The following is a 26631-nucleotide window of genomic DNA, read 5'->3' as shown; positions in this document are numbered from 1 at the left end:
TTCATGTCGCCGATTCCCGCGAAGGAACGCCACCATGACCAAGATTGAAAGTAAGACCGCCAGCGCTGCCGTCAAAGACATTCTGCTTTCAGACCCGGACGGACTTCACGAAATGATCCGTGCGGTGATGCAGGAGGTGCTCGAGGCCGAGATGGACGACGGTGGAGGAGACCATCGAGCGCACGCTGACCTTCTTTTGCCTGCCGCGCCAGCATCACAAGCATCTCAAGAGCACCAACATGCTTGAACGGCTCAATGAGGAAATCCGCCGGCGCACCTATGTCGTGCGCATCTTCCCCAACGCCGAAAGCTGCCTGCGCCTCGTCAGGGCGCCGGCTGTCGAAACCAACGAAAACTGGATGGAGGCCCTACATCAACATTGACGACCTGCGCGAGCACAAGAAGCTCGCTCTACGCCAAGCCGCATGACCAGCATCGTGGCCGCCCCATTTTGCAGAACTTGACGCACACAACCGCCACTTCGAGTTTACCGACCGCACCGAGTCATCCACGCAAAGACCTGCGCAGCGTCAGCTTCAGAGCTTGGTCCCACCGGCTGAACGCCAAAAAAGCGGATCTTGGCCATCGGAAGCGCCCTCAACCGACTGAGAGGTTTCGGCTTATGCGATGCGACTGGCAGTCCTGCGCTCCGGGGACAAGGCCGTGGCGGCAGAAGATCCCCTGGACATCAGGCGATGTCCGGAAGGCAGCATCGTAGTAACGGTTTTTACGCCGCTCGCGGCACGCGCGAGGTGAACGTCGCCCGGGTGACCGACACGCTGGTGCCGTCAATATCGCTGATAATCTCCACCCTGGCCTCCAGTTGTTTCACCAGTGCTTCGACGATGGCTGTTCCAAGTCCGGTAGCCGGTACGTCGTTGGCGATCTTGCCGACGCCATTGTCCGAAACCGTCAGTTTCCAGTCACTGCCCGCGGTCTCGTAGCTCACCTGGATGCGAGCGCCGGTTCTCTTCTTGGGGAAAGCATATTTGATGGCGTTGAGCACGAGTTCGGTGACAATTAGTCCCAGACTGACTGCCCTTTGCGAATCTATCCTGCCGCCTTCGGCCATCACGGTGACCGTGATCGGCTGGGCTTCGCCGACCATCGACGAGGCGAGGCTGCTGCACAATTTCGGTAGGTAAGAGCCGACATCGATCTCGTCGACGCCGGCGGAGGTGTGGAGATGGCGTTGCACCTCGGCCACGGACAGAACGCGCTGATGGGCGTCCTTGAGATGCTGGCGCGTCTCTTCCGACGTCACCGAGCGTGCCTTCAGCAACAGGATCGAGGCAATGATCTGCAGGCTGTTGGCAACCCGATGCTCCATCTCGCGCAGCAGGACGTCTTTCTGCCGAAGCAGGTCTTCGGTGCGACCGAGCAGTTCTTCCTTCTCCCGCTCGATGATACGACGGGCCGTTATGTCATTGAAGGCGAGAAGGATGGTGATGGCCGAACTATGGTCGTAAAGCACCTTGCGGGCATTGAGCAGCATGGTGCGACGGCCGATCCGCGGGAAATCATGTTCGACCTCGAAATCGTCCATGGCGGTCTTCTCGGGAATGATCGTCTCCAGCAGCAGGCGAAGTGCCGGAATATCCCACTGACCGTCGCCGAGCGCGTAAAGCAGCGAGCCTTGGGTCTGCCCTGGGTCGACTTCGAATGTGTAGTAGAAGGAGCGGCTGGCCGCCAGCACGCGAAACTGCTCGTCGAGCACGAGAAACGGCTCGGTGATCGTATTGACGATCGCCTGCGCCAGCGTCTGCGCGTCTTCGATATTCACGACGGGTTGAAACATGGGCAAAAAGCCGGACGAGCGGCGTTTTGCCTCTCCAAGCATGGACCTTATACCCTTGCCCGACCATTGTCGCGAATTGAATTCGCCGGCCACGGTAGCTTCGTGCCCTCTCGTCGCTGTTTTTGACCGCAAAGTTTGCTGTTTTTCTGTGTCATGGCGACCTAGCTTTTATTGGTGGCATCTCGCGGTAAGCTCTTTGGGTGCGTCCAGACCATCGTCCATCAAGCTGCGTGCCGCACTCCCGTCCGAACGGGGGGAACTCCGGACGACTTTTACAAGCAAGCCTGAATCGAGCGCTTTCCGGTGGCAGGGAGGCGCCGCATTTCAGCATCACCAAGCCGTTTATCTCCTCCACTGCGACCACCACCAGGCAACGCACGTCGTCTTTGATCTGGCGGCAACGATGGTGACGGATCCCGAGGCACAGTTTGCGGTGCTGGAGCCGTGTCTGGCGCGACTGCACCGCGTCGGCCACGAGGCCGGATCGCTGTCGCCCTGGCTGCAATCCAGAACTCGAGAAACTTGGATTGCCACGGACGCGGGGTTTTCAAGCAGGGGCTGTGGCGGACAATCTGCTGTCAACCGAACTGATGGATGCAACGCTGTCGGCGCGCGCGGCACTGTGGAGACAGTATTGCCGGCTGCACGATTGCGTCGTCAAAACGGTGGCGCGCAGCGAACCATGCCGGCGCTTCATGGCCATCCCGGCGTCGGCTCGGTAACGGCGGTTTTCGTTCATGACGCGATCGACGATCCCACGCGCTTCCGCCGCTCGCGAGACGTCGCGGCCTACTTCGGGCTACCCTCGCGGCGCTGGCAGTCCGGCACTTAGATCGATGTTCAGGGCGCATCTCGGACATTCGCACTCGGCGACGCGGAGCGGCTCTAGCGGCTCTTCGCCGAGATCGGCTTTCGGGACATTCAGACTGGCACTGAAGAGCACAGCTTCGTGCTGCCGTCCTTCGACGCCTACTATGGCCCCTTTGAACGTGGCGGCGGTTCGACCGGTCAGGCGTTAGCCTCGTTACCGGGGGCTGCTCGGCGCGCTTTTCGGCAGGAGATACGCCGACGCGCATTTTTACGAAAGCAGATGGAGAGGCAATAGAGCCGCTCAAGGTTTTGATCGTCGAGGATGAGATAGTTCTCGCGATGGATCTGGAGTCACACCTGACCACGCTCGGTGACGAAGTGGTCGGGACAGCTTCTGACGCCAAGCAGACTCTTGCTCTGGGCAGGCCGCCATTCCCGATCTCGCGCTCGTCGATCTCAACCTGCATAACGGCCTCACCGGACCGCAAATTGCATCGGCATTGGCCCATGAATTTGCCGCTCTGGTTGTTTTCGTGACCGGCACTCCTGAGCAGATCCCAGGCGCGCTGGGTGCGATCACCAAACCGTGGGATCCAACGACCCTTGAGCAACTCATCACCTTTGTGCGCGCCTGTATGAGCACTCCGCGAACTCCGGCAGGTGCACCTCCAAAGATGATGATTGCGCCGTCGCTGCGCGATAACGTGATGTGGTGTTGGCAGCCTCGTTTTTGATGATATTCAGCGGGCAAAGTGACGGCGTTTCGCTTGAAGTTTAATGGCTGGCAAAGCCCTGGCTGAGGAGGAGATCGCACTTTACGACGCCATCGAACGCGCGATCGCCAATGTTCGCGCGGCTCTGGCCGAAATCGACCGCGCATGGGCTCGCGTCAACATCGAGTGCCCCAGTCCGACCGCGAGAGCCTTGGCCGCGCTGGATACGGCGGACGAGATGCTGCTCGTTGCGCGAGAAGATTTGGCGCGCGCCCGAACCGCGCTCACTGTATATACGCGGCATAAATTGGCGCAGTAACATGAGACGCGGCGGTAAATTGTCCGCCGCGTCTGATGATATTCGTGTGGCGTTTTTAGTTCGCTTTCACTTCGATCTTCTTCACCCGTGACAGTGCTTCCTGGGTCTTTGGCAGCGTCACGGTAAGGATGCCGTGCCTGAATTCGGCGTTGACCTTTTCCGTGTCGACGCCGAACGGCAGAGGGATCGACCGATAGAACGAACCACGCGCACGCTCCGACAGGTGATAGCCCTTCGACTTCTCTTCTCGTTCGCTCTTCTTCTCACCCTTGATGGTGATCGCATTGTCCGTCACAGAGACGTCAACATCCTTCCGATCGATGCCGGGAAGCTCGACCGATACCTCGAGCGCGCTGTCGGTTTCAGCGATATCAACTGGAGGTCCGCTGACATCCAGGCGTCCGAATGCGCCGAACGGTTGATCGAACCGTTTCCAGAAATCCTCGAAGATCGGTTCACGTCACGCTGCAGCGAAAGGACGGGGTTATCCTCCTCGCGTTTCGCGACTTCGTTTCCCCTGTTATTGCCCCAGGGGATCAGGTCTCTGATCTGCATCGTCAACCTCCTCATATCTCCAAGGCTAAGCCATCTTGAGTGGAATCTTGCGGGCCTTAGCCGGCGCCGCCTTTGGCAACACAAGACGCAGGACGCCGTCCTTCTGCGACGCCTCGATGCCGTCGCGATCTATGTCCTCGGACAAGGTGAAGACACGCTCGTAGTCGCCCGCGTCATATTCCGCGTAGACTTGGCGATAGTTCTGGTGCTGCTGATTGGCCGCGTAGCCACGGATCGCCAGCGTTCGCTTCTCGAGCGTGATATCGACCCCGTCGGAAGCGACGCCGGGCATATCAACGAGAAGGACGACATTGTCCTGAGTCTCGTAGATATCGGCGCGCGGCACGAACACCGGACGCGAACGGGTACGCTCGCTACCGTCGAGCGTACTTGGCACCTGGCGCTCGGTTGTCTTCAGTTCCTGAGCCATGCTTGCCTCCCTCTATCCCTTGATCTGGATCTTCTTCGGCCGATCCGCCTCCGGCCGGTGCAACTCGACTTCGAGCAGCCCGTTGGCGAAACGCGCCTCGACCCGTTCCGGGTCGACGCGGAATGGCAATTGCACTGTCCGGGAGAAGGTCCCATAGGCGCGCTCACGGCGGTGCCAGACGGATTTCTCGTCCTCCGTTCGAGGCTCGCGCGTTCCCTTCAATGTCAGAATGTTCTCGCGCACCGTGAGGCCGATTTCGTCAGGTGATATCCCCGGCAGTTCCGCGGCCACCGCCACGCTGTCCTCGCCAGTCCAAAGATTGATCGGCGGAAACTCCTGAGCGGCGCTGGCGGTCAGCCCGGCCAAACGCTGGTTTACTTCCTGTTGCATGCGCCGCATTTCCACAAACGGATCGAACCCGATGCGGCCGAAATCCGACAAAAGCATGTACATCCTCCTATGATTCACGACCTTGCATGATTGCCACGCGCGACACGTGCGTGCGCACCGGAAGCGGAATCGATCGATGGCAACAGGAGGGGCGATCAGCACAGAGACCGAGCGGCCCGATCGCGCAACCTCGCAGAATGCGAGAAAGAGGGGTTCGGGCAGACGCCGGAACACATCCTCCTTGCGAAGCGACATGAACCGAACTCGATCCACCGTAGGGCCGGACCGTCATTCCCGTGCCAGGACCCGATAGCGGCATCCGGCTTTATCGAATTAGGTGGCCCCAAATGGCCTTTCAAGAGGTGATCTTTGACATTCCACCAGTCACCTCTTCGGCAACAGCGGGGTCCCTTCGAATCCGTAGCCACGTTGCCTCTAGTCGCTGATTTGGCTTCCCTTTGCGCAACTGTCGGGATCGACGAAGCGTCCCGAATTGCACCGCGGTTCGATCAACTGATCGCAGGCGACGCGCCGCATCGTCATGGTAGCTGACGAATGAATCGGCATGACACGTCGCAGTGACCGAGACATCAAGCCAGCACCTATGTCGGCTTGCCGCAAGTCAAAAGAATCCAGCCCTGCGTGCCGCGTTCGCTGACCTTCGCCAGTGACGCCATTTGCATTTCGGCCGGACAGATGGGCACAGACATGTGCAATTCCCGCATCGCCCATTATTGGAACTCACAAGGCGGCGTTCTTTCCGTCTTGGCGAGCAGCGGGCCAACGCGTTACCGGCGGTGATCTTCCTGCAGCTTTAAATCAGTCGCCACCAACGACGAAATCAGATTTGGCCAGCACGCCCGGCAATCCTGGCAAATCCCACAATGCTTGCCGCGCCTGCTCGGGTGTCATCTGTCCGGCGATCGCTGCGTTGCTGCTTCTCACCGCGCAACTGAATACCGGTCCCCGACGCGCTTTTGGCCACTGATTCAGGAATACGAGCGCTTCGCGCACTGTGTTGATGTCGTGACGACGTCGTTGGTCTTAACCTGGACCGGCGATAGGAAAGCCAGACCGGTTATTCTTACCTCCCTGCGATCGCACGCTGGATCTTTCATTCGGTGGTTGGTTGCGTGACAGGTTTCGAACGTTAGGTCTTGTTTTCTCTGGAAGATCGGGCTGTACGACATAATCCAAATGTTGCGACGCAGCGAAGGCTTCTGCTGGTTCCCGAGTTGAAAAAGCCAGTTGCACCTGGATGAGTGTGTCGCCGCCACCCAATAGCCCATCAGATGTTCAATGGCAGGCGGCGTCCGACGCTCGAACAGCAAGCGCCACGGCCGGCGGGTAGCCGATGCCACAGCTTTGGAGCTGCCCCGGATACTATTATAAGACCGATCGACACGGGGCTCGACGCGTTTGCGGCAAATAAGCTCGAGTGTGGACAGAGATGTGACGTTCTATTGAGTCGCTGACCCAATCGGTAGCGACCTGGTGATCCACGCAACCAATTCCGGTCGTTTCTGTCACTAAGAACTCGATATTCGCTATTTGCACCTCGAAAGTCGCATAATTGGCAGTGAGAAACTCAACGCGTTGTGAGGATGGCATAGAGAAGCAGTAGCCCCTTCTCTAGTCTCGCTACGGGAAAAATTCTGGAAAATGGGTCTGCTTGGCTGGACGCAGAACGCTGTGGTTATTCAGCCGGCATTTCTGAAGCCTCTCCAAGACAAACAGCTTGCCTTCGCGCACGCTGTCTTCGAGCGGCTTCGGCTTCGCCAGATGCGCCGCAATCGCGCTGGCCAGCATGCAACCTGTCCCGCGCATCGATGTGGCAAGGCGCGGTGCATCGAAGCGGATGGGTTCGTGCCCGGAGCGTAACAGAATATCGGTCGACCGGGTTCCCGACGCATGCCCACCCTTGATCAGCAGGGCTTGAGGGCCGGCGGCCAGCAGTCTTTTTCCTTGTTGGAGCGCTCCGTCCTCATCCACTGCCAGTTCGGAGCCACTAAGGAGCGCCAGTTCAGGGAGGTTGGGCGTGACAATGCAGCAAAGCGGCATAAGATCGCGCTTCATGGCAGCGATAGCGCCTGCTTGCAGAAGTGCGCGGCCTGAGGTGGAGGCCAGCACAGGGTCGAGTACTGCGGGGACATGCGGAAATTTGCGCAGCACTGCGGCAACGGCAACAATGATCTTGGCAGTCGCCAGCATGCCGATCTTGATTGTGGCCACGTCGTTGGCCTGCAGCGCGGCGCACATCTGATTGGCCACCAGGCTAGGTGGCGAATAATAGATTTCGATCACGGCGTCATGCGTTTGCACCGTTAGCGCTGTGACGGCGAGACAGGTGCGCACGCCAATGGCAGAGATCGTCTCGATATCGCGTGCAATTCCAGCACCGCCACTGGAGTCCGATCCACCGACGACAAGCACATGTGGTTCTCGCCTCAGCGCCATTGGTCCGTCTTCTCGATCCATTCTCGCGTGCGCGCCTCGGGGTCGTCGTTGAGCGTGATGTCGGTCACCACCGCCGCGCTGTCCGCGCCAGCCGCAAAGACACCGTCGAGCCGCTCAGGGTTGAGGCCACCAATGGCGACCAATTGAAACGGCGCGACCTGGCGCTTCCATTCGCTGATCCGTTCGACCCCTTGCGGCGCCCATTTCATCTTCTTCAGGATGGTCGGATAGATGGGTCCAAGCGCTATGTAGTCAGGCTCGGCGGCCATCGCCGTTTCCAGCTCCTGATGATCATGTGTGCTCAGTCCGAGCCTTACGCCGGCTGCCCGTATCGCCAAGAGGTCAGCGGTCTGCAAATCCTCCTGGCCGAGATGTATGAAGTCGCAGCCTTCCTCGATTGCCAGGCGCCAGTGGTCGTTGACGATGAGTTGGCACTGGTATCGAGCACACAAGGCCTTCGCGGTGCGGATCTCCGCGCGCAACCCAGCCTCATCCACGGTCTTGATGCGCAGTTGCAGAAGCCGGACTCCGAGTGGGACCAGCCGTTCGATCCAGGCAGCGCTGTCGACGATCAGGTAGAAGGGATCGAGCTTCATGAAAAAACTGCCCTGCCGATCATCGGTGTCGATGGCACGGCGACTTCGCGCGGTTCGAGCATTCCCGAGCTGAACGCCTCACGACCGGCGTCGACCGCCTTACCGAAAGCACGCGCCATGCCGACCGGATATGCCGCCTTGGCGACCGCTGTGTTCAGGAGCACGGCGTCAAAGCCGAGTTCCATGACGGTGGCCGCGTGCGACGGCCGTCCGAGCCCCGCATCCACAATCAGCGGGACGCCAGGGAAATATCCGCGCATCGAGCGCAGCGCCGTCATGTTGACCGGTCCCAAGGCGGAACCGATCGGTGCGCACCACGGCATCAGGACCTTGCAGCCCGTTTCCAGCAGCCGCTCGGCGACAACGAGATCGTCGGTGGTATAGGGGAATACCGCAAAGCCGTCCTCGCACAGGATGCGGGCGGCTTCAACCAGACCGAACACATCCGGCTGTAGCGTGTCGTGATTGCCGATCACTTCGAGCTTGATCCAGTTGGTGCCGAAGACCTCGCGCGCCATTTTCGCGGTGGTGACGGCTTCCTTGACGGAGAGGCAGCCGGCGGTATTGGGCAGGATTCTGGCGCCCAGCGAGCGGATCAACGACCAGAATTGTTCGCCGGCCCTACCGCCCGCCATCTCACGCCGCAACGAGACGGTCACCACCGACGTGCCCGACGCCTTGACTGCATCGGCAAGGATGGCCGGCGAAGGATACTGAGCCGTGCCGAGAAGCAGGCGCGACGAAAGCTCGGTTCCATAAAGCTCCAACATGCTAGCCGCCCTGCATGGGCGAGAGGATTTCGATCCGGTCGCCGTCGCTCAACTGGAACTCCGCGCGGTTGGCTTTGTGCACGAGGTCGCCGTTGACGGCGGTGGCGAGCCAATCGCCCTCATAGTCGAGCGCGGCAAGCAACTCGGCCAGCATGGTGGCGGCAATCTCACGCGCCTCGCCGTTGACCATCAGTTTCATGAGCATGCTCCTTGGTTCTGTCTTGACTGAAAACCAGGTCGGCAGCCTGGCGCGCCATGGCGGGGGCGAGGAGAAAACCGTGACGATAAAGACCGTTGATCGCGATGATCTCACCGTCTGTTTCGACGCGTGGCAAATTGTCGGGAAATGCCGGACGGACACCCACACCGGTTTCAACGATCTCGGCCTCACCAAAGGCCGGATGGAGGGCATGGGCGGCGCCCAGCAGCTCCATCATGGAACGCGCCGTCACCGGTCCGGCGCTCTGGCTTTCAATCATCGTCGCTCCGATCATGAAACGGTGATCGGTGCGCGGCACGGCATAAAGCGGAAAGCGTGGATGAAGCAAACGGACCGGCCGCGACAGCGAGACATCAGGCGTGCGAAGGATCAGCATTTCGCCGCGAACACCGCGCAGCCTGTCATCGGCCGCTGCCATTCCCATGCAGTCTATCTGACGGGCGAAACCCGAAACAGGCCGGGCGTCGCAGCCGAAGTGGAATTTGACACCCATGGTCGCAAGCTTGTCATGAAGTGCCGCCATCGCCTGGCGTGGGTCGAGGTGAGCCTCGTCGGGGAAGAGCAATCCACGCCGGAAGCGGCCGGCGAGGTCGGGTTCCAGGAGCGCAATTTCGTTTTCATCGACGCGCCGATGCCCTGACGTGCGACTGGCGAACCGGTCAAGCTCACCGGCATCACGCGGCGCGGCCACGACCAATGTCCCGGCCCGTGTCACCTGACCCGACAGCACCGCATCCCACCAGTCGGCAGCGTCGCGTCCGAGATCCAGCACCGGCTGCTCCGCGCTTTCGCGCTCGCTCCATGGCGCCAGCATGCCGCCGGCGAACCACGACGCGTTGCCGCCAAGGCCATGCCGCATCTCGGCGACTGTAACCGTCGCGCCGCGGGCGGCGAGTTCGAAAGCGACGGTGAGGCCGGCAACGCCGGCCCCTTTGACGAGCACCCTCATGATGGTTTGGGAGCCTCTGGCACGACCGGTACGCCAGTCTCGTCAGCTGGCATGTAGAGATCGCCGCCCTCGCGGTATTTCGCCGCCATTGCCGCCATGCCCTCCTTCTGGGCCTCGGCACGGATGTCGTGGGAAATGCGCATGGAGCAGAATTTCGGCCCGCACATCGAACAGAAATGTGCCAGCTTGTGCGCCTCCTTGGGCAAGGTCTGGTCGTGGAAGGAGCGCGCGGTTTCGGGGTCGAGCGACAGGTTGAACTGGTCTTCCCAGCGGAACTCGAAGCGAGCGCGGGAAAGGGCATCATCCCTGAGTTTAGCAGCCGGATGACCCTTCGCCAGGTCGGCGGCATGGGCGGCTATCTTGTAGGTGATCACGCCAATCTTGACATCGTTGCGATCGGGAAGGCCGAGATGTTCCTTCGGCGTGACGTAGCAGAGCATGGCGGTGCCGAACCAGCCGATCATCGCCGCCCCAATGCCTGAGGTGATATGGTCGTAACCCGGCGCGATGTCGGTCGTCAGCGGTCCAAGCGTATAGAACGGTGCCTCGCCGCAGACAGCGAGCTGCTTGTCCATGTTCTCCTTGATCTTATGCATAGGCACGTGACCGGGGCCTTCGATCATCACCTGGCAATCCTTGGCCCAGGCGATTTTCGTCAGCTCGCCCAGCGTTTCCAGCTCGGCGAATTGCGCCGCGTCATTGGCGTCGGCGATCGAGCCGGGACGAAGGCCGTCGCCGAGCGAGAAGGAGACATCATAGGCGCGGCAGATGTCGCATATCTCCGCGAAATGCTCGTAGAGGAAGCTCTCCCGGTGATGGTGCAGGCACCATTTGGCCATGATCGAGCCGCCGCGCGAGACGATGCCCGTGACCCGGTCGACGGTCAGCGGTATGTAGTGCAGCCGCACGCCGGCGTGGATGGTGAAATAGTCGACGCCTTGCTCGGCCTGCTCGATCAGCGTGTCGCGGTAGACCTCCCAGTTCAGATCCTCGGCGATGCCGTTGACCTTTTCCAGCGCCTGATAGAGCGGCACCGTACCGATCGGCATCGGCGCATTGCGCACGATCCAGTCGCGGATGTTATGGATGTTGCGGCCGGTCGACAGGTCCATCACCGTGTCCGCGCCCCAGCGGATCGCCCAGACCATTTTTTCGACCTCTTCGGCCATCGATGATGTGACAGCCGAGTTGCCGATGTTGGCGTTGATCTTGACCAGAAAATTGCGACCGATGATCATCGGCTCGCTCTCGGGATGATTGATGTTGGCGGGAATGATTGCGCGTCCGCGCGCCACCTCGTCGCGCACGAATTCGGGTGTGACGAAATCTGGGATCGCCGCGCCGAAGGCTTCGCCGCCGCGTTGCAGCTTGCCGCGCATCACCTCGCGGCCGAGATTCTCGCGGATGGCTACGAACTCCATTTCTGGCGTGATGATGCCGGCGCGCGCATAGGCAAGTTGGGTCACCGCCTTGCCCTGCTTGGCCTTGAGCGGCCGATTGCGTATCGGAAATTCCGGTGTCAGGCGCTCGCCGGTGGCGAATCCATTGTCTTCCGGCCGGACGTGGCGGCCGTCATAGGCTTCGACATCGCAACGCGCCGTGACCCATTCGTGGCGAAGCCGGGCAAGGCCTTTTTCGATGCTGGTTTCGACCGATGGATCGGTGTAGGGGCCGGACGGATCGTAGACGGTGACGGGCGGTTCGCCGGCCGTCGGATGGACGGAAATCTCGCGCATCGGCACCCTGATCTGCGGGTAGAGGACGCCGGGCTTGTGGATTTTCCGCGAGGCGGGCAGTGGTCCCGTCGACACGGCGGGGGTGAGGGCATTCATCGTGAGGCTCCTTTGCTCATGCATTGGAGACCCAGTTCTGTGCCGGAAGGATGAAAAGACGCTTCTGTAGACCTGCTGCAGCAGGACCTCGGGCGTAAACTCCCGCAAAGCGCTTGCACCGTCCCTACGCCAGTATGAACTGGATCAGGTTCAACGGGTCACTGCGCCGCGAAAGCCAGCAGTATCTCAGCCCCTTACCGGGACTCCCCTGGTGAATGCCTCAAGTTGAATGGGCCGGTGCTGCTTTGTCAAGCGCCTTCGGGCGCCTTCGGGCGCCTTCGGCCGGTGGCGACGTCCGGCGGCCGGCCGAGCGGAGAGCTCGCGCATGCATCGGGGACAAGTCACGCCCCGTAGACCAGGGCTGGAATGGCCAAAGTCTCATTCGCTTCGTGAAGGATGGAAAAACTGTATCGGCCATGTGCGTCGAGATCGACCGAGTAGCTCAGGCGGTCACGGATGTGGTTATCCTGGTCGAAGGCGACGATTTGCGGCTTCAGCGAGGTGATTTGCACCACGTCCAGGTAGATGGAGTTGCAGATATGATCTGGTCGTCGGGCTGGCAGGTGCAAGCGGCCGCTCTATTCAGGATGCGGCATCGGCGGCGTTCCCGATACCAATGATATCTTGCGGGCAACTTATGCAATCACCGGCTTCGTAAAACCCGACGGCGGCGGCCGTGTCCTGGCGCTGAGGATGTGCCGCTGTTCCAGCAGAGAAATCGCGTGGGCGCGGAGTTTTCGCTCTGCGAGGAAGAGTTGACGCAATCGTTTAGCTTGCTTGCAGTTCGTAGAGACCCGCCTTTGAAAGCAACTAAGCTATTGCATTGATATGTTGGTGCGCGATCGATCGCTACATAGCCGGCCGCCATTATCCGAGTATTGATCCGCCGGTGTTCGTGTTGCCGTATATGGCAATCCCTGCGAGATCGTCGCGGCCGGATCGGCCGCACCCTCTAGTCATAAAAGGGGAAGCGACCGAGAATTCCGCTGCCGAAAACTTCTCTGGCTTGGCTATGCATGCGGTAGATGAGATCGCCGCCTACCGCGACCTGGTCGAGGAAGGCATCGACGCCCAGTTCGGACAGCCTGGTTATCGCAATGCGTTAGCGGCTCAGACTTGCGGTCTCGAGAGCGGCCTTTGGGGGTCACCTCTTTTTTGTTTCAGAGGTTGGAAGACGGCTGCTCGTTACCCAATAGAAATGGCGACTACGGAACGCGATCGATCGCGGCCATCAGGAAACACCTGTCTTCGGCTCAACCTCGACATGGCGTCCGATCGACCGCAGATATACAGCTATCTCGTCCATGAGATGATCGCGTTCGCCGTAGATCTCAGCAATCCTGCGCAGCTGTGGCTCGACGGACCTCCGTTGCGCCGGCGTCAAATCAGCATCGCCAAAGACATATCCCAAGTTGCCAATCGCGCAAATGTTGCAGCCGGCCTCCACAACTGCTTGCACGAATGCCGGAATGTCTTTTTCTTGCATAGTCTTCATGTCGAACTCTCGTGAATGGCGTGCTTGCGCGCCCATGCTGCCTTTTCAGCGTGTCCTCTGGGCGGCGCAAGCCTTGAGCGTAATTGTGCCGGGCAACCTCGACTATCCCGTCTGCCACGCTCTTTAGAGTCGGTGGGGTCTGGTGATTGCAGGCTGGGCCACTCAAAAGCCTGCAAGAAGAAAGTCATGGCGACCATTGCTCAAGATCGCGAGGGTGCGTGCAAGACCTTCCGTTGGCAGTCATGCACGCTCACCCAGCAACTGGGTATTGAGCAACTGGGTCTCACGTCGCGGGTCTCGTGTGCTTCACAGCCGAAAATAAGGTACCACCGTGGCTATTCTCAAGTGCAGGCTACCTCTTCAGGACACGGCGGAGTGCCTTCCGACGCACCCCTGGTGCAACGTGCGACCTAACGAGACACATCTCGTTCGCGTTCCCTCGACCTTTCTTCGTATTGCTGCTTGCCCTGCGATTTCAGGCCCTCTGCTAGCTTCTCGGCCGCTCTTTGGCCTGCAATGTCACTATTCAAGATCATATCCGACATCCCTGGATGGTCATAACCGTAATGCGCATGCAGTTTCCCTCACGAGCAGCGCCTATCCGTCGATTAGTTCGTCTTCCGGAACCCGAAGCCCTTTTTATCCGGCGTACCTATCCACCATTCAACCGGTATACCTTTCCCAACTTTGGCGGACCATTTACCTCAGGCATGATCATCTCGCGTGACATTTTTTTTTGGCGCCATCATCGCACGTGGCATTTTCTAAAAACCAAGACGTGTCAATTTGTAAAATCAAGGATGCGGCCGCGCCCGTTGCGAGGATTTGCAGGTAGCTCTTCAGCCCCAACACGATGTGTGAGGCGGCGGTGGAAAAGGCAACCGACGGCGTCGACGCGTCCTTTGATGATCGCAAGCGATATGCTTCGTCGCGAGCCCAGATTGCGGTCTCGGGCACAAGGCGAGATCACAGTTCTGCGATCTGTGGTAACGCGAGCCCGCAAAGCGCCGCTGCGGCCACCGCTTTTGGAATCTGGACGAGATTCGTCGTCGTCTGAGATCAGTTGATCGAGCAGTTCGCGCGCGCGGGACGCGCTTGCGGTGCAGTCTCTCCCGCGAGCTCGCCCGTGACCTTCTCATCGACGACATCCGAGAGCTGCGCGGACGGCCCTATGACCTCGTCGCTGTCGCCGGCGGCTGGAAGCACCTGACACGGCCGGCCTATGCCGATGCCATCCGCGCCTGCGGAAGCAGCGGGCGTGCCGTGGACCTGACGTGGTCGGACGTGCTGATGCTGATGTGCATCGGCACTTCCAGCCGATTACCCGCGCCGAATTGTCGTCGGTTTTCGGGAAGTAATCAGTCGCGACCTGATCGGCCATCTGCGGCACCGGCCTGATCGCGTCGAACCCGCGCAGTCCGACGCCCGGCGCTCCCTACACCTATGTGACGACAAAAGCGTCCTGCTCGAGTTCGGCCTCGACACGCTTCGCGATCTCCCGGACTGCGAGGCGCTCGAGGATGCCGGGCTGCTGAGCAGAGATGAGCTGCTTGCTGGTGAAATTATGCCAGAGTTGGCTAGTGGCCATGAGGATGCGGGTTTGGATACGGAGGAATAGCTTGGCGCTGCAGACGCTGTGGCCACCGGGCTTGCGAGTGCTTCCAGCTTTCCATAGCGAATCTAGCGCGCCCAAGGGCGTCCGAAATTTGTAGGCAAATTTCGGACATGGACACGGTCAGCGACGTCAAGCAGGCAGCGGTATGCGGCCTCTGCACCGCTGTCGCCCAAAAATTCGTGGCCATGGGCAAGCCCCACTTGAGACCCCCAGAGAGAACGCTCGTGAGCGATGGAAACGGTTTTGGTCCAAAGCTTGATACAGATGGCCTGCAGATGGGTGTAGGGTTTCAAAGCGCTCGAAGACGCGCCTTCGCAGAGTTAAAAGTCCGCGACGAACTCGTGTGTCGTTTGTCGCCAACTGCAAATTCGATAGTTAGCGCAATTATACTGCGCCGAGTCTGCCATCTCGAGCCCCAAGGGTTTGTGAGGCCTCTCGGCTCACCACCGCCTTTGCTAACCGCCGTGATTCCAAAGACGCGTGCCTTTACGGAGGGGGTCAAACGGCCTATATTATTCTTTATAAGGAGAAGAATAATGGGCACACTTGCTCGCATCTACACCCCCGCAGAGGCAGCCGCCGTCAGCGGGATAGGAATCAAGGCCGTGCACAATGCGATCGACAAACGCATTGTCGATACTGTGCCAAGCACTGCTCGGCGCATCGGTGGGGTCGTCCGACGGGCATTGACCGGCGAGGATTTGCTGCGGCTCAAGCTTTGGTATGGCGTGGGTGCGACATTGCCCGCTGATCGTCGCTACCGCCTGTTCGAGGAAATCAAAGCTGCCCCAAGGGCCAAGACCGTAAGGGCCGACGACCTGCTGATCGTCGACGTCGCCGAGGCACGTAAACAGCTCAAAGCGCGCATCGTGGATCTTGATGAAGCGGAGGCCGCCATCGGCCGCGTTAAAGGGGTGATGGGCGGAGAGCCTGTCTTCAAAGGAACCCGCATCCCTGTTCGTATGATCACGACGATGCTAGCGCAGGGCGCAGATGAAGCGGAGGTTCTGGAGGGATATCCGAAGCTAACGCCGCGCGTGATTGAGCTCGCCAGAATGTGGGTCGCCGCGCACCCGGTTCGTGGGCGGCCTAAGAAGCTGGTCGAGCAGGGCGTGAAAATAAAGTCGTCGAAGCGCGTGGTTTTGAAGGGCGACCCAGGTCCGTCGGCCAGGTCGAGACGCGTGTGACCTCGTGAGGTTTCTGATCGATGAGTGCCTGCACACGTCTCTGGTTGCGGTAGCCCAAGAACGCGGACATGAAGCAAACCACGTCAACTGGCTTGGGCTAAGCGGCGAAACCGACTGGGACCTCATGCCGCTCATTATCGATGAGGATTTCACCTTCGTCACCAACAATGCTAAGGACTTCAGGAAGCTCTATGCCAAAGAACCGGTTCACGCCGGCCTGATTATCGTCGTCCCTCAGGTCGGGCCTGAAAAACAGAGAGAGCTCTTCGATGCTCTCCTCGAGGATCTTGGCCCAGAGGAATTCCTGATTAATGAAGTTATCGAAATCGAGATCGAAAACGGCATTGCAATCGTAACACGATACGATCTGCCGTCGCCCTAGCTGAGGCTGCGCGATCTCCGCTTATGACCGACCCGGTTGCCAGTCGCTCATCTGCAAAATGTTACCGCCGAGTTTTGCAAACGCGCGTTGGCGGCAGGAGAAAACGAGAATCTGCTGATCGTGTGATTGACGATGCAAAGCGTCGAACATGCGCTCGATGCGGTCGTCATCGGAATAAACCAAAGCGTCATCCAGGATAACCGGTGTGGGTCGGCCGTCGCGGGCAAGCAAACGGGCGAAGGCCAGACGTGTCAGAACCGAAAGCTGTTCTCGCATGCCGCCACTCAACCTATCGACATCCTCATCCTGACCATTGCGGCGAACGGTCTGTGGCAACAGTGTGTTCTCGTCGAACACTATGGAGATGTCATCGAATAGCAATCCAAGCAGCGGTCGCAGCTCGGACATGACCGGCTTCAGATAAAGATCGCGTGCCGTCGAGCGCGCAGCGACCAGCGTCGTGCGCAGCCGGTCGAGGACGGCTTTTTCGAATTCGAAGCGTCTCGCTCGCTCTCCAGCGATTTCCAATTTTTCTGTGGCCTCGCGCAAAGCTTCTTCCACCGCGTCGTCGGACCGAGTGCGAATATGGCCATTGAGATCGGCCAGGGTTACACGCAACTGACTTGCTTCCTGTGTGGCGGCATCCTGAACCGAACGGGCGCGGCGCAGAACGGCTTCAGCGCTGGTGAGATCGCGAGCGCCGTCGCGCAGGGGAGCAGCGCGCATTTCGGCCGCTTCGCGCAGCTTTTGTCGTGCGGTGGCCTCGGTGAGCAGCAAGCGCCCCTTTTCCTCGCGCGCTGCATCGGGTCCCAATATGACCTCGAGGCTGGTCAGTTCCGCCTGGATGGTGACATAAGCCGTCTCCGCAGCCATGACAGCCTCGTCGGCATGGCTGCGCAAAGGCAAGGCCTCGCGCACGCTGTTGCGTGTTGTCGCCACACGCTGCTCGGCTGCGGCATGATGTTGCCGGATCTGTTCTGGATCGACTTTGAGTTCGAGGTCCCCGGCCCCGAGGGCACTCAGACGAGCAAGCTCCTCGTGTAATTGCTGTATCCCCTTGGGCGCGAGATCGGCAAGTCGCTGACGCGCCAAGCCCAGTTCGGTAGCTTTGTCGCGCGCTTCCACTAGGCGCTGGCGTGCCGTCCTGAGGCTATCGACACCGAGGGACGCAAGCAGGCTGCGGTGCTTCGCTTCGGCGTCTTCGATGGTCCGGTCGGCCTGCTGCGGCCGATTCGATCGCAGGGTCAAGGCTCCGATGCCGGCAATATCCAGGCGTACGGTGCCAGCAAAGCTTTGGTCTTCTGCATGGGGCAAGGGCTTGGCATCGATGGTCACCAAATCGGCGGCGCCGTCCCGGTATTCCATGCATAGCGTCGGCAAGGTTGCCAGGTGAGCTGCACGAAGGCTGGCGATCTCGATTTCGAGCGCCTGGAGTTGCTCGACAGCTTGTTCCGGCACCGCCAGCATCGCCAGTGCTGCCTCTCCATCTTCGATCTGGGTTCTGGCGACTTCGGCTTGTTTCAACCGGTTGTCCGAGCCGGCCAGTTGTTCGGCAGCGTCACGCGCCAAAAGAGTCGCATCCAGCCGCGCGAGCAATTCGCGTGCTTCGCGCTCTTCCAGTTCGGCTGCTTGAACTTCGCCCATCGCTTGTTCGTTTTCGGCAATGGCAGAAGCGCGCCGATCGAGAACCTCACTGCGGCGAAGCTGCGCAATCGTCGACTGCTGGCGCAAATCCGTGGCTCGTTTGAGCGCGGTCCGAAAACTATCGAGGGCCTGCTGCGCCGCGTCGTGGTGAATTGCGGCAAGGGCAGCTTCCGCCTCGGCGGCTTTCAAGGCTTCGCTGTGCGATTTGGCGGCCTCGACTGCGGCTTCCGCGGCCGAGATGGCTTCCCGCCGAGTGGCGCCTTCTTCGGGGTTTTCAAGCTCAGACAGACGCGCCAACGCCATGCGCCGCTTGTCGAGCGAATCGCGCAGACCGGTGACTTCGGCGCTGAGACGCTGCTCGTCTTTCACCAGCTTGTCACGCTCGTCGAGCGCTGCCGCATAGAGACCGCCGCTCTTGGGACGCAGCGTTGACGTAACCAGGCTATAGAGTTCTTCTTCACATGCCGCGGCGATTTCGGCCATGCGTCGCCCGCCGGTCAGGGCTTCAACTTCCCCCTGAACCGAGGACAGTAGGCTTTCGCGCACGCGTTTTTCGCCGTCCTCCTCGCTTTTGCTGCGCCTTTCGATGCCGGTGACCCCTTGGCGAACCCAGAGCAATCCTGCCGGTCCTGCGCTTCCGCCATGGATTAGTTTGCCGATAAAGGCTTCGGCCTCATCGGCTTGAGCCAACAGTCGCCCGCCGTCGAGGTCAATAACGCTGGCCAGCCTGCCGCCATAAAACTGCTTGGCAAGTCGATAGCGTCCTTCTGAAGTGGTGATGTCGGCCTCCACCACCGGATTGCCCCCACTATAAGGCCGCAACAGTCGCACGCCTTCGGGTGTGCCCGTGTGAGGCTGGAAAAAGAGTGCGTGCAGCGCTTCGAAGAAGGTTGATTTGCCGAACTCATTGACCGCGCAAAGCACGTTGACGCCGTCGCCGATGTTTTCGATGGCGACGCCTTGCCCGGCGAACCGTTTGACGTTGTGGAGCCGAAGGGCCGTAAGTTTCATGATCCCATCGCCTCGCAATAGCTGAACAACCGAACCAGTGCTTCTCGCGATATGTCGCGTTCGACAGCCGACCGGGTTTCGTCGCTGCTTTCATCCAACAGTGCCTGCGCTGCCTCGCGAAGGGCACCAGAGCGGTCGATCCGATCCAAATCGCCACTTTCGCAGTCGGTCGCGAGCCCGTCCCCGTCCAGTTCCAGATAGGCGAAGTCGGGCGCGGCTACCGCGATCGCCGCTTGAAGGATCGTTCGCCCACTTAACCGCACCCGGCCAGACGCGGCAATTCGCAGCAAAGTCTGACGCCGCAGATGAGCCGGTGGAAGCAACGCTTCAAATGCCGCGGCGCTGTCGTCGCCAGACAGCAGATGCAGGGGAGCGGTTTTCCAGGAAAAGCTAGCTGTTTCAACGGCCACGATCTCGGGCACGGCGCCAGGCCCGGCAATGGAAACGACAAGGGCCTGACCGGGTGTATCATGCTTGAAACGGTCAGGTTCGGGCGCACCGCTATAACGGCTGCGCTCATTGATGGTGACGGGTCCGTGCCAGTCGCCAAGTGCCAGATAATCGAGGCCGGCCTTGGTCGCGCGATCTGGTGCAATGACATCGGACGCTGCTGAATCTTCGGAAAAGTTCTGAATAGCGCCATGAGCAAGGCCGAGCCGGATGGCGCCTTGCGGCGTCGCGGCGCTGTTCATCCACTCGGTAAGGTCGCGACCGGGTCTGCGGGTGGTGCAAGGTGCAGGCAGCAGCGCCACGTCCGCGCCAATGGTCAGGGTTTCGGGCCGCGTCGCCAGCAGGACATTGTCCGGCACAACGCTGTCCGCTGCACTCCACAATTGATCAGCCAACAGGGAATCATGGTTGCCAGGCAGCAATATCCAGCGCAGAGGCGCGCTCTGGCTCATCTCGGCCATGGCCTGCCGCAACATCGCTGGAGTGGGCGTTTCGGTATCGAACGTATCGCCGGCCAGAAGTATGGTGGATGCACCATGGACGCGTGCCTGCTCTGCCAGCCGGCTGATCGCGCCATGGCGCGCTTCACGGAGCCGCCCGCGCAGATCCTCTGGCATGTTGCCGAACCGCTTGCCGATATGAAGATCGGAGCTGTGGATGAATCGAAACATGGAGTCTCCGAGACTATGTCGATGCCAGGTTGCGCTGGGCGCGATCGATGGCTTCATCCAGCCGGGAGCGTGAAATCGCCGCAAGTCGCTCGACACCGAGCAGACGTGCAAGGTCGAGAGCGGGGTCGGACTGTTCCAGAATGTCCTCGTTCGCAACGACGACAGCGGCCAGCTCGGCGATTGGAATGTCGGCAATGGACCGGCGGGCATCGGCATCGAACGGCATGCGATAATCAAGCAGGTCGACCACCGTCCCTCTCTTCCATAGGAAGCTGCCGCTGGATTCTTCAGTTCTATCGAACTCGCGCAGATGCAGGTCGATCCGCTCCCGAATCTTGTTGCCCGTTCTGAGCCAGCCATGCGCCCGTGCGATGCGCTGCGCAAGGACGTCTTCTCGCAGAGGTCCTTCCTGCTCGATCACCGCGTCGACCATGGACCGCAGCGTGCCTCGGTAGACGAAGTCATAAAACTGATCCGGGCTGGTGGAAAATCCGGTTAGATCAGTCAGGCGATAACGGCCGCCCGTCGGTACGGTATCATGCGTCGAATGCGCGGCCGCAGGCAAAATTCCTGCAGATGCCGATGGGCGCTCTCCCGTCGCGAGGGGAGCGGCGACAAGTTCTGGCTCTGATTTTATCGACGGATGTTCCGGTTCGCCGGCCGATGCTAGGTCTTCGGCTGGCAATGGGTCCATGGGGTCGACCTTATGTCCCATGTCCCAATGGATCGCGGCTTCACTTTCCTGTTGTTCAGCCTGTTTGCGACGGCTTTCCTCGAGCAGCGCGGCCAGGCTGGCATGAAGCCTCTCGGTGCAACCTTCGAGATCAAACCACCAATCGGTTGACCATACCCGGACAATGTTCCACCCGAGGCCGCGCAGGACCTGCTCGCGGACCTTGTCTCGATCTCGCGCCGTGGCAGAACTGTGATAGGTCGCGCCGTCGCATTCGACCCCAGCCAGATAGGCGCCGGCGAGATCGGGATGCCGGATCCCTATATCCACTCGAAAGCCCGAAATGCCGACTTGAGGAACGATGGTCCATCCGCGCTTCTCAAGCTCGGCAGCGACGGCCTCCTCGAAAGGGGATTCCAGGGCTCCGACCGATCCGCGTTCCTGCGCTGGCAATGCCACAGCGCCGCGTTCGGCAAAATCGAGAAAGGCTTTGAGATGCTGTACGCCGATCGCTTTGGTTCGGTTGGGGTCGATCTGGTCGGCGGCAAAACCTGAAAATACGATCAGTTCCTGCCGCGCACGCGTCACCGCGACATTCAGCCGGCGTTCGCCGCCGTCCCGATTCAGCGCGCCGAAATCCATGCTGCGCTTGCCGGCATTATCTTGCGAAAAGGTGATCGAAAACAGGATTATGTCACGCTCGTCCCCTTGGACATTTTCCAGATTCTTGACGATGGCGGGCTCAATACGCTCGTCGGCAAAGAACCATTCAAGCTCCGGCTCTGTCTGGCGTGCCTTGTCGAAAAGGTCGAGGATGAGCGACTGCTGTTGCGCGTTGAAAGTGATGACTCCGAGCGTGGGTCGGTCCTTTTCCGGTAGGGCCAGCCAACGCAGCATCCTGCTGACCGCCTCGTCGGTTACCGCTTGGGCTTCGATTCGATTGGTGCGGCTTTTGCCACGGTCATAGATGCCGGTCGTGATTTTTCGCAGCTGAACTGCCCGATCTTCCACCGTTGGCGAAGGGAATGTGATGAGCCGGTTCTGATAGTAGTGATGGTTGGAAAAGGCGATCAGCGACTCATTGCGGCTACGATAATGCCAGCGCAGGTCACGTACCGGGATGCCGGCCGCTTTGGCTTCGTCGAGAATGCTCTCAAGATCCTTTTCGTGTTCGACGACTTCCTCGTCCTCCTCGTTGCGGCCAAAGAAATTGGTGGGCGGCAACTGCTTGGGATCGCCTACGATTATGGTTTGATGGGCTCGCGCGATGGCACCGACGGCGTCCCAGGTGGTGATCTGCGATGCTTCGTCGAAAATCACCACGTCGAACAGGGCTTGGTCGGGCGGTAGATATTGAGCGATTGAAAGAGGGGACATCAGCATGCACGGCGCGAGCTTGGCAAAGCTCGTCGGCATCGCGCCAATCATCTCGCGGATTGACCGGCTGGGCCGCTGCAATTCCATCTGATGGCGCAACAGGCCCAACTCGGAATTGCGCGGGACGCCTTGCACAGCCGGCAAACCATGAGCGATGGCACTGATGACGCGAAGGCTTGCTTGAGCGCGGACAAGATCGTCGATTTCCCGGAAATCTTCGATGGCGTGCTCGTGCTGGAAGCGACGGAAATTCCGCAGCACCGGATCGGCATCCAGCGTGGCCGGCAGCCACCAGCGTACATAGGCCAGGCGGAACGCGGATTGAGCTTCAGCTGGTCGCACTAGACCCGCCTCGATATCGTCGACCAACGCTCCCAGATTGTGACTGACAGCCCTGCGACGAATGCCGCACCACGAAGTCCAGTCCCGGAGAAGATGACGGGCGTCGAGCAAGTCTCCCATCGCAGTCGTCAATTCGGTCAGCGGGTTATCATGTTCTGCCCAAGAAGGCGTCTTTCCAGCAGGGATCGCAAATTGGGTCTTGGCAGCCTCGAATGCTGCAGAAGCCGCAAGGAAGCGGGCTGCCCCATAGCGCATCGTGCTATCTGCTGCACCGCTTCGCAGGCTCGGGGCGGTTGCTTGCAGGAGCGCTTTGAAATCCTCCGTGCCGAGGCCGGGCAGGCGTAGCGTCTGTCGAAGCCTTTCGGCCATCGAGAGTATCTGATCGATACGGTGGGTGTCGGTATCAAGTGCGGCAAATCCGATCGGCTTCCCAGATAGGATGTTGGCTTCGACAGTGGCCCGGCGGTCCTGCATCAGGCGCAACAGCAGCAAGTCGTGCTGAGGATCGGCTACCCCCTCTGTGACATAGCCTTGAAGCAGCTTCTGGACTTTGCGTTTGCCCAACTGACTGTTTGGCCAGAATGCAGAAGCGGCCTGCTGCCATTGCTGCTCTATGTCCTCCACCCGTATGCGCGCAACGGCAGCCTCGTCATAGCGGGCCGACAGGTCCTTGCGAGACTTGCGATAGTCTCCGATTGCCTCATTGAGAGTGGCGAGGGCTCCCCGCAACTGGGCGAAATCTCGATCAAAGACAATGCTGACGTCATAGCCGGCACTGTCCTGGAGTGCCGCTGCTAGTTTTCGCAGCGCTTCGAGCTCCGCTTTTGACGCGTCGCCTTTGGCGCGCAGGCCGATGCTCACCAGGAAGGCGTCGAGTGCGGTCGCTAGAACCTCGGACGCATTCTTGAGGGTCTTTGCCCCTTCGAGCAAATTGTCCTGCCAGCCTGACGTCCACTCGGTGACATCTATAAGACGCAAGACCGACCGCATCTCCACCGACTGAAATGCGAGACCTGTTTCGGCGGCAATATGCTCCAGCGCCAGCCGGTTTGCCTCGTCATGGGAATCGCGCGATGGCCAGGACAATCTCGGAGCGTGCTGCCGCTTGTTCTTGAGAGCGATGCCGAGCGCCAGATAAGGCGTCAGACCATTGACATGGTGCCGATGCAGCGCTTCGACATAGGCATTCAGTTCGTCGCGACGGACGCGAAGCCGCTCGTTGATCGCAATCCACTCCGCTGCGTCCACGCGCACGCCGCTTTCCCAGCTGATCCTGAGCTGGGTGAGAAAGTTGCGTCGGTCCGCCTTGCTGGAATGGAGTTCGAGACAATGCGCGCCCAGGCCATGTTCGCGCAGGCGGCGATACACCACATCGAGCGCCGCCGTCTTCTCGGCCACAAACAGCACGGTTTTGCCAACTGAAAGACAGTTGGCAATCATGTTGGCAATGGTCTGGCTCTTGCCAGTGCCGGGAGGACCGATGATGACAAAATCGCGACCCTCAGCGGCGGCAAGACTTGCGGCGGTCTGTGAGGAGTCGGCCGGCAGCAGCAAAACCATGTCGGACGGGGCATAGTGCCGGTCGAGTTCGCGCTCGTCGCGGAATGATGCGCCATTGCCCTCGAAAGCTATCTCCGGCGTGTCGATCAGATGGCGCACGACACGGTTTTCGCGCAGCGCATCGGTACGCTCGACCAGATCCTTCCACATGAGAAACTTGGCGAAGGAAAAGGTCGACAGCGCCGTCTCGTCCACCACCTCCATGCCGGGGACGTCGCGCACTGCCTGGCGCATAAGACCGAGCAGCCTCGGCACATCAACGCCGCTTTCGTCCTCGGGCAGCTCACCGGAAAACTGTGGCAGTTTGAGCTCGAAGTCGCGTTCGAGAAACTGCAACAAGGTTGCGTTGAATCGCGGTTCATCTTCATGGAAGCGCAAGGTAAAATGCGATGTTGCGCTGCGGCGCTCGATTTTGACCGGTACGAGCAGCAATGGCGCGCGATAGCTGCGCTCGTCCTCGGCCTTCTTCTTCCAGCGCAGGAAGCCGACCGCCAGGAAGAGCGTATTCGCGCCGCCCTCGGCAAAATCGTTGCGCACTTGCCGGTAAAGATCGATCAGCCGGGATTCCAATTGACGCCCATCGAGCGTCGACGGGAGCTCGTCGCGCAGAAGCGCTTCCGCGGCAAAGCCACGCTGGAGGTCACGTCCGTGCACCTCGCGATAGAGGACAGCATCCCGCTCGCCCAGTGGATTCTGTTCGGGGAGCGAAATCAGCCGGATCGAAGCGCCTGCCATCAGACGGTCCTCGAGGTAGCCGACGTCAGTACAAAGAAACGGAATTGTCTTCTTGGAGTCCGGAAAATTGAGCAGGCGGTTCCGCAGTGTCAAATCGAGGAGCTTTTTCTGCCAGCGGTCGATCCGTCCGGCCGCTGTCGTCGGCTTTACCTCGACGATCTCGACCGGCAGGGCTACCACGGCCGGTGCGGCTGGCAACGGCAACGCGATTTCGGTTGCCACCTCTGCATCCACGCTGCGGCGCGTCGGTTCGTGCGAAGCAAGCGGTGTGATGCCGCCGCTGCGCGAGCGGCGTATATCGATGGCTGCGACAAAGGTGGCTACCTGCGTTTCGTCGAGCCGCTGTTCGATTGCGTGTTGGGCAGCCTCCAACGTCATCGCCGGCCGATGCGTCACGCCTGTCGTCTCAAACACGATGAGTTCGCGCGATGCCAGCGCCTTGCGGACCTCCATGGCATCGGGTTCAATGGCGTTGGCGAGCGTCCTTTGTGTCATCCAGACGCCGACGGCCGCGTGTCCCTGAAACATCAAAACGACGGGATGCAAGCCCGTCGCCTCCAGGGCGGACGCGAATAACAGACTGGTATCGAGACAGGTTGCCAGCTTTTCTGCCGTAATAATTGAGGGACGTCGAATTTTTTGGCCGCGGCTTTCGAAGCTCGCAGGTGGCTCTGCATAATGCAGCGATAGGCCAGCAATGGCCGAATAAATTGCGGCCGCCAGCATGAATGCGCGTTGCGGATTGCCGCTTTGATAGCCATCGAGGCTGGAAGGATGACCATGCGCTGCGAGCAGCTCCGCTGCGGAACGCAGCAGTCCTGCGATCGCCGGGTCGTTCGGCATGACGAATGCGGCGAGCAATTGCGCCATATCGACGACGCCACCCCATTCGTCGCGGGCAAGCAGGCGCACCGCAACGCGCTGCTCGGCCAGCACTGCGCCTCCTGAGGTTAGGCGCAACGTTATCTCCCCGCGCTCAGCCTCGTTGAGACCGGCCAGATAGCCGGCGTCGAGATCGATTTTTCGATCGCTTAAGGGAAGCCGGTCGCCAGCAACGATCCGATCAATTGTCCAGCTTTTGGCGCGCAAAAAAGGGGGGTTCGATGTCAGCTCGAGAGTGCATTTTTCGAAACCCTGCTGGGTCGGGTTGTTGAGCGCGATAGACCGGATCACCGGAATAGCATTTTGGAAGGACGCATATGTAAAGCTGGCGGCGATGTCCGCCACGACTTCTATTACGGGCGCGGCTGATATACCGGCAGCATCGCCAGTCTCCGAACTCGTTTCCATACCCCATCCCCTATTTTCATTTACGATAGAACTTTGCCGCCAGAATTTGAAAGTAAATTCTCGGTATGGTCGCCGCTTATGTCCAGCAGCATAGATTTCTAAAAGTGTTACCGCCCAGATAACGGTCGAAATGGAGACAGGCGATAATCGGTCGTCACGATTGGAGGGGATCCAAAAGTCGCGGAAATCGGAGCGCCGGCGCACGCTGCTGAAACCCAAGACGGGCAGGACGTCATCCGCAAATGTGTGGCGGTCCGGGCGCCATGGACCAAGCGTTGCGCGCCTATCGCGAGCGCTGTCGTGGCGCCTATCGCGGACTCGGACCCAGCCCGACAGTGACGGCGAACCTCGATCGGCCTA

The 26631-nt window shown here is 60.1% G+C and carries 21 protein-coding genes, 3 pseudogenes and 1 riboswitch; of the genes and pseudogenes, 8 read left to right on the top strand and 16 right to left on the bottom strand.

Annotated features, from left to right (window positions below; genetic code table 11):
• Nucleotides 1-34: 34 nt before the first annotated feature.
• Nucleotides 35-247 (top strand): hypothetical protein, encoded by a 213-nt coding sequence (locus tag EOB49_RS08405; RefSeq protein ID WP_126057615.1) that lies wholly within the window; start codon nt 35-37, stop codon nt 245-247.
• Nucleotides 147-429 (top strand): annotated as a pseudogene (locus EOB49_RS08400) (transposase); the annotation flags it as partial. The gene EOB49_RS08405 and the pseudogene EOB49_RS08400, both read left to right, overlap by 101 nt.
• 298 nt (nt 430-727) lie before the next feature.
• On the opposite strand, the gene EOB49_RS08395 reads toward EOB49_RS08400, so the two are convergent.
• On the bottom strand, nt 728-1798 hold the full coding sequence (locus EOB49_RS08395) for a PAS domain-containing sensor histidine kinase (protein ID WP_127318696.1): 1071 nt from the start codon (nt 1796-1798) through the stop codon (nt 728-730).
• Between the two features lie 391 nt (nt 1799-2189).
• On the opposite strand from EOB49_RS08395, the pseudogene EOB49_RS08390 reads away from it, so the two are divergent.
• The 3 genes and pseudogenes from EOB49_RS08390 to EOB49_RS08380 form a co-directional block, all read left to right on the top strand.
• Nucleotides 2190-2627 (top strand): annotated as a pseudogene (locus EOB49_RS08390) (transposase); the annotation flags it as partial.
• 481 nt (nt 2628-3108) lie between these two features.
• The gene (locus EOB49_RS08385) at nt 3109-3342 is read left to right on the top strand and encodes a hypothetical protein (protein ID WP_127318694.1); all 234 of its coding nucleotides are present in this window, start codon (nt 3109-3111) and stop codon (nt 3340-3342) included.
• A 43-nt stretch (nt 3343-3385) separates the two neighbouring features.
• Nucleotides 3386-3640 carry a hypothetical protein gene (locus EOB49_RS08380; RefSeq protein ID WP_127318692.1) on the top strand — a complete coding sequence of 85 codons (255 nt, stop codon included), beginning with the start codon at nt 3386-3388 and terminating at the stop codon, nt 3638-3640.
• A 55-nt stretch (nt 3641-3695) separates the two neighbouring features.
• On the opposite strand, the gene EOB49_RS37470 is transcribed toward EOB49_RS08380, so the two are convergent.
• The 12 genes from EOB49_RS37470 to EOB49_RS08315 all read right to left on the bottom strand — a co-directional run bounded on the left by EOB49_RS37470 (nt 3696) and on the right by EOB49_RS08315 (nt 13370).
• On the bottom strand, nt 3696-3962 hold the full coding sequence (locus tag EOB49_RS37470) for an Hsp20/alpha crystallin family protein (RefSeq protein ID WP_245463532.1): 267 nt from the start codon (nt 3960-3962) through the stop codon (nt 3696-3698).
• Nucleotides 3963-4220: 258 nt separating this feature from the next.
• Nucleotides 4221-4625, bottom strand: coding sequence for an Hsp20/alpha crystallin family protein (locus EOB49_RS08370; protein WP_127318690.1), 405 nt, complete (start codon nt 4623-4625; stop codon nt 4221-4223).
• 12 nt (nt 4626-4637) lie between these two features.
• The gene (locus EOB49_RS08365) at nt 4638-5270 is read right to left on the bottom strand and encodes an Hsp20/alpha crystallin family protein (protein ID WP_126057616.1); all 633 of its coding nucleotides are present in this window, start codon (nt 5268-5270) and stop codon (nt 4638-4640) included.
• A 564-nt stretch (nt 5271-5834) separates the two neighbouring features.
• On the bottom strand, nt 5835-6029 hold the full coding sequence (locus EOB49_RS08360; protein WP_245463528.1) for a DUF982 domain-containing protein: 195 nt from the start codon (nt 6027-6029) through the stop codon (nt 5835-5837).
• Nucleotides 6030-6656: 627 nt separating this feature from the next.
• Nucleotides 6657-7472: a hydroxymethylpyrimidine/phosphomethylpyrimidine kinase gene (locus EOB49_RS08350; RefSeq protein WP_126057617.1), complete on the bottom strand. Its 816-nt coding sequence runs from the start codon at nt 7470-7472 to the stop codon at nt 6657-6659.
• Nucleotides 7463-8068 (bottom strand): thiamine phosphate synthase, encoded by a 606-nt coding sequence (locus EOB49_RS08345; RefSeq protein ID WP_126057618.1) that lies wholly within the window; start codon nt 8066-8068, stop codon nt 7463-7465. Before EOB49_RS08345 ends, EOB49_RS08350 begins: the two co-directional genes overlap by 10 nt.
• Entirely contained in the window at nt 8065-8838 is a 774-nt protein-coding gene (locus EOB49_RS08340) for a thiazole synthase (protein ID WP_127318688.1), read from the bottom strand. Before EOB49_RS08340 ends, EOB49_RS08345 begins: the two co-directional genes overlap by 4 nt.
• A 1-nt stretch (nt 8839) precedes the next feature.
• Nucleotides 8840-9037 carry a sulfur carrier protein ThiS gene (thiS, locus tag EOB49_RS08335; RefSeq protein ID WP_127318686.1) on the bottom strand — a complete coding sequence of 66 codons (198 nt, stop codon included), beginning with the start codon at nt 9035-9037 and terminating at the stop codon, nt 8840-8842.
• Nucleotides 9006-10007, bottom strand: coding sequence for a glycine oxidase ThiO (gene thiO, locus EOB49_RS08330; RefSeq protein ID WP_127318684.1), 1002 nt, complete (start codon nt 10005-10007; stop codon nt 9006-9008). The genes thiS and thiO overlap by 32 nt, the downstream gene beginning before the upstream one ends.
• Nucleotides 10004-11839, bottom strand: coding sequence for a phosphomethylpyrimidine synthase ThiC (gene thiC / locus EOB49_RS08325; RefSeq protein WP_127380699.1), 1836 nt, complete (start codon nt 11837-11839; stop codon nt 10004-10006). The genes thiO and thiC overlap by 4 nt, the downstream gene beginning before the upstream one ends.
• Nucleotides 11840-11942: 103 nt before the next feature.
• Nucleotides 11943-12059: riboswitch (TPP riboswitch) on the bottom strand.
• Nucleotides 12060-12180: 121 nt separating this feature from the next.
• The gene (locus EOB49_RS08320; RefSeq protein WP_245454713.1) at nt 12181-12408 is read right to left on the bottom strand and encodes a hypothetical protein; all 228 of its coding nucleotides are present in this window, start codon (nt 12406-12408) and stop codon (nt 12181-12183) included.
• 662 nt (nt 12409-13070) lie between these two features.
• Nucleotides 13071-13370, bottom strand: coding sequence for a hypothetical protein (locus tag EOB49_RS08315; RefSeq protein WP_245463529.1), 300 nt, complete (start codon nt 13368-13370; stop codon nt 13071-13073).
• 1059 nt (nt 13371-14429) lie between these two features.
• On the opposite strand from EOB49_RS08315, the pseudogene EOB49_RS37465 reads away from it, so the two are divergent.
• The 3 genes and pseudogenes from EOB49_RS37465 (at nt 14430) to EOB49_RS08300 (ending at nt 16518) form a co-directional block, all read left to right on the top strand.
• Nucleotides 14430-14952 (top strand): annotated as a pseudogene (locus tag EOB49_RS37465) (SMC-Scp complex subunit ScpB).
• A gap of 533 nt (nt 14953-15485) precedes the next feature.
• Entirely contained in the window at nt 15486-16136 is a 651-nt protein-coding gene (locus tag EOB49_RS08305) for a DUF433 domain-containing protein (RefSeq protein WP_126057624.1), read from the top strand.
• A gap of 4 nt (nt 16137-16140) precedes the next feature.
• Nucleotides 16141-16518, top strand: coding sequence for a DUF5615 family PIN-like protein (locus EOB49_RS08300; protein ID WP_126057625.1), 378 nt, complete (start codon nt 16141-16143; stop codon nt 16516-16518).
• Between the two features lie 21 nt (nt 16519-16539).
• Here EOB49_RS08300 and EOB49_RS08295 read toward each other — a convergent pair whose 3' ends face one another.
• From EOB49_RS08295 to EOB49_RS08285, 3 genes are read right to left on the bottom strand one after another with little or no spacing between them, the layout of a single operon-like run.
• Entirely contained in the window at nt 16540-19173 is a 2634-nt protein-coding gene (locus EOB49_RS08295) for an ATP-binding protein (RefSeq protein WP_126063810.1), read from the bottom strand.
• Entirely contained in the window at nt 19170-20294 is a 1125-nt protein-coding gene (locus EOB49_RS08290) for a DNA repair exonuclease (RefSeq protein ID WP_126057626.1), read from the bottom strand. Before EOB49_RS08290 ends, EOB49_RS08295 begins: the two co-directional genes overlap by 4 nt.
• Before the next feature lie 13 nt (nt 20295-20307).
• Nucleotides 20308-26271, bottom strand: coding sequence for a DUF3320 domain-containing protein (locus EOB49_RS08285; RefSeq protein ID WP_127319047.1), 5964 nt, complete (start codon nt 26269-26271; stop codon nt 20308-20310).
• Nucleotides 26272-26631 lie beyond the last annotated feature (360 nt).

Origin of the sequence: Mesorhizobium sp. M7A.F.Ca.MR.148.00.0.0 (genome assembly GCF_003997735.1) — a bacterium.
Classification (GTDB): domain Bacteria; phylum Pseudomonadota; class Alphaproteobacteria; order Rhizobiales; family Rhizobiaceae; genus Mesorhizobium.
The sequence above is the reverse complement of the archived record's forward strand: the minus strand, read 5'-3'. Positions and strand labels throughout refer to the sequence as shown.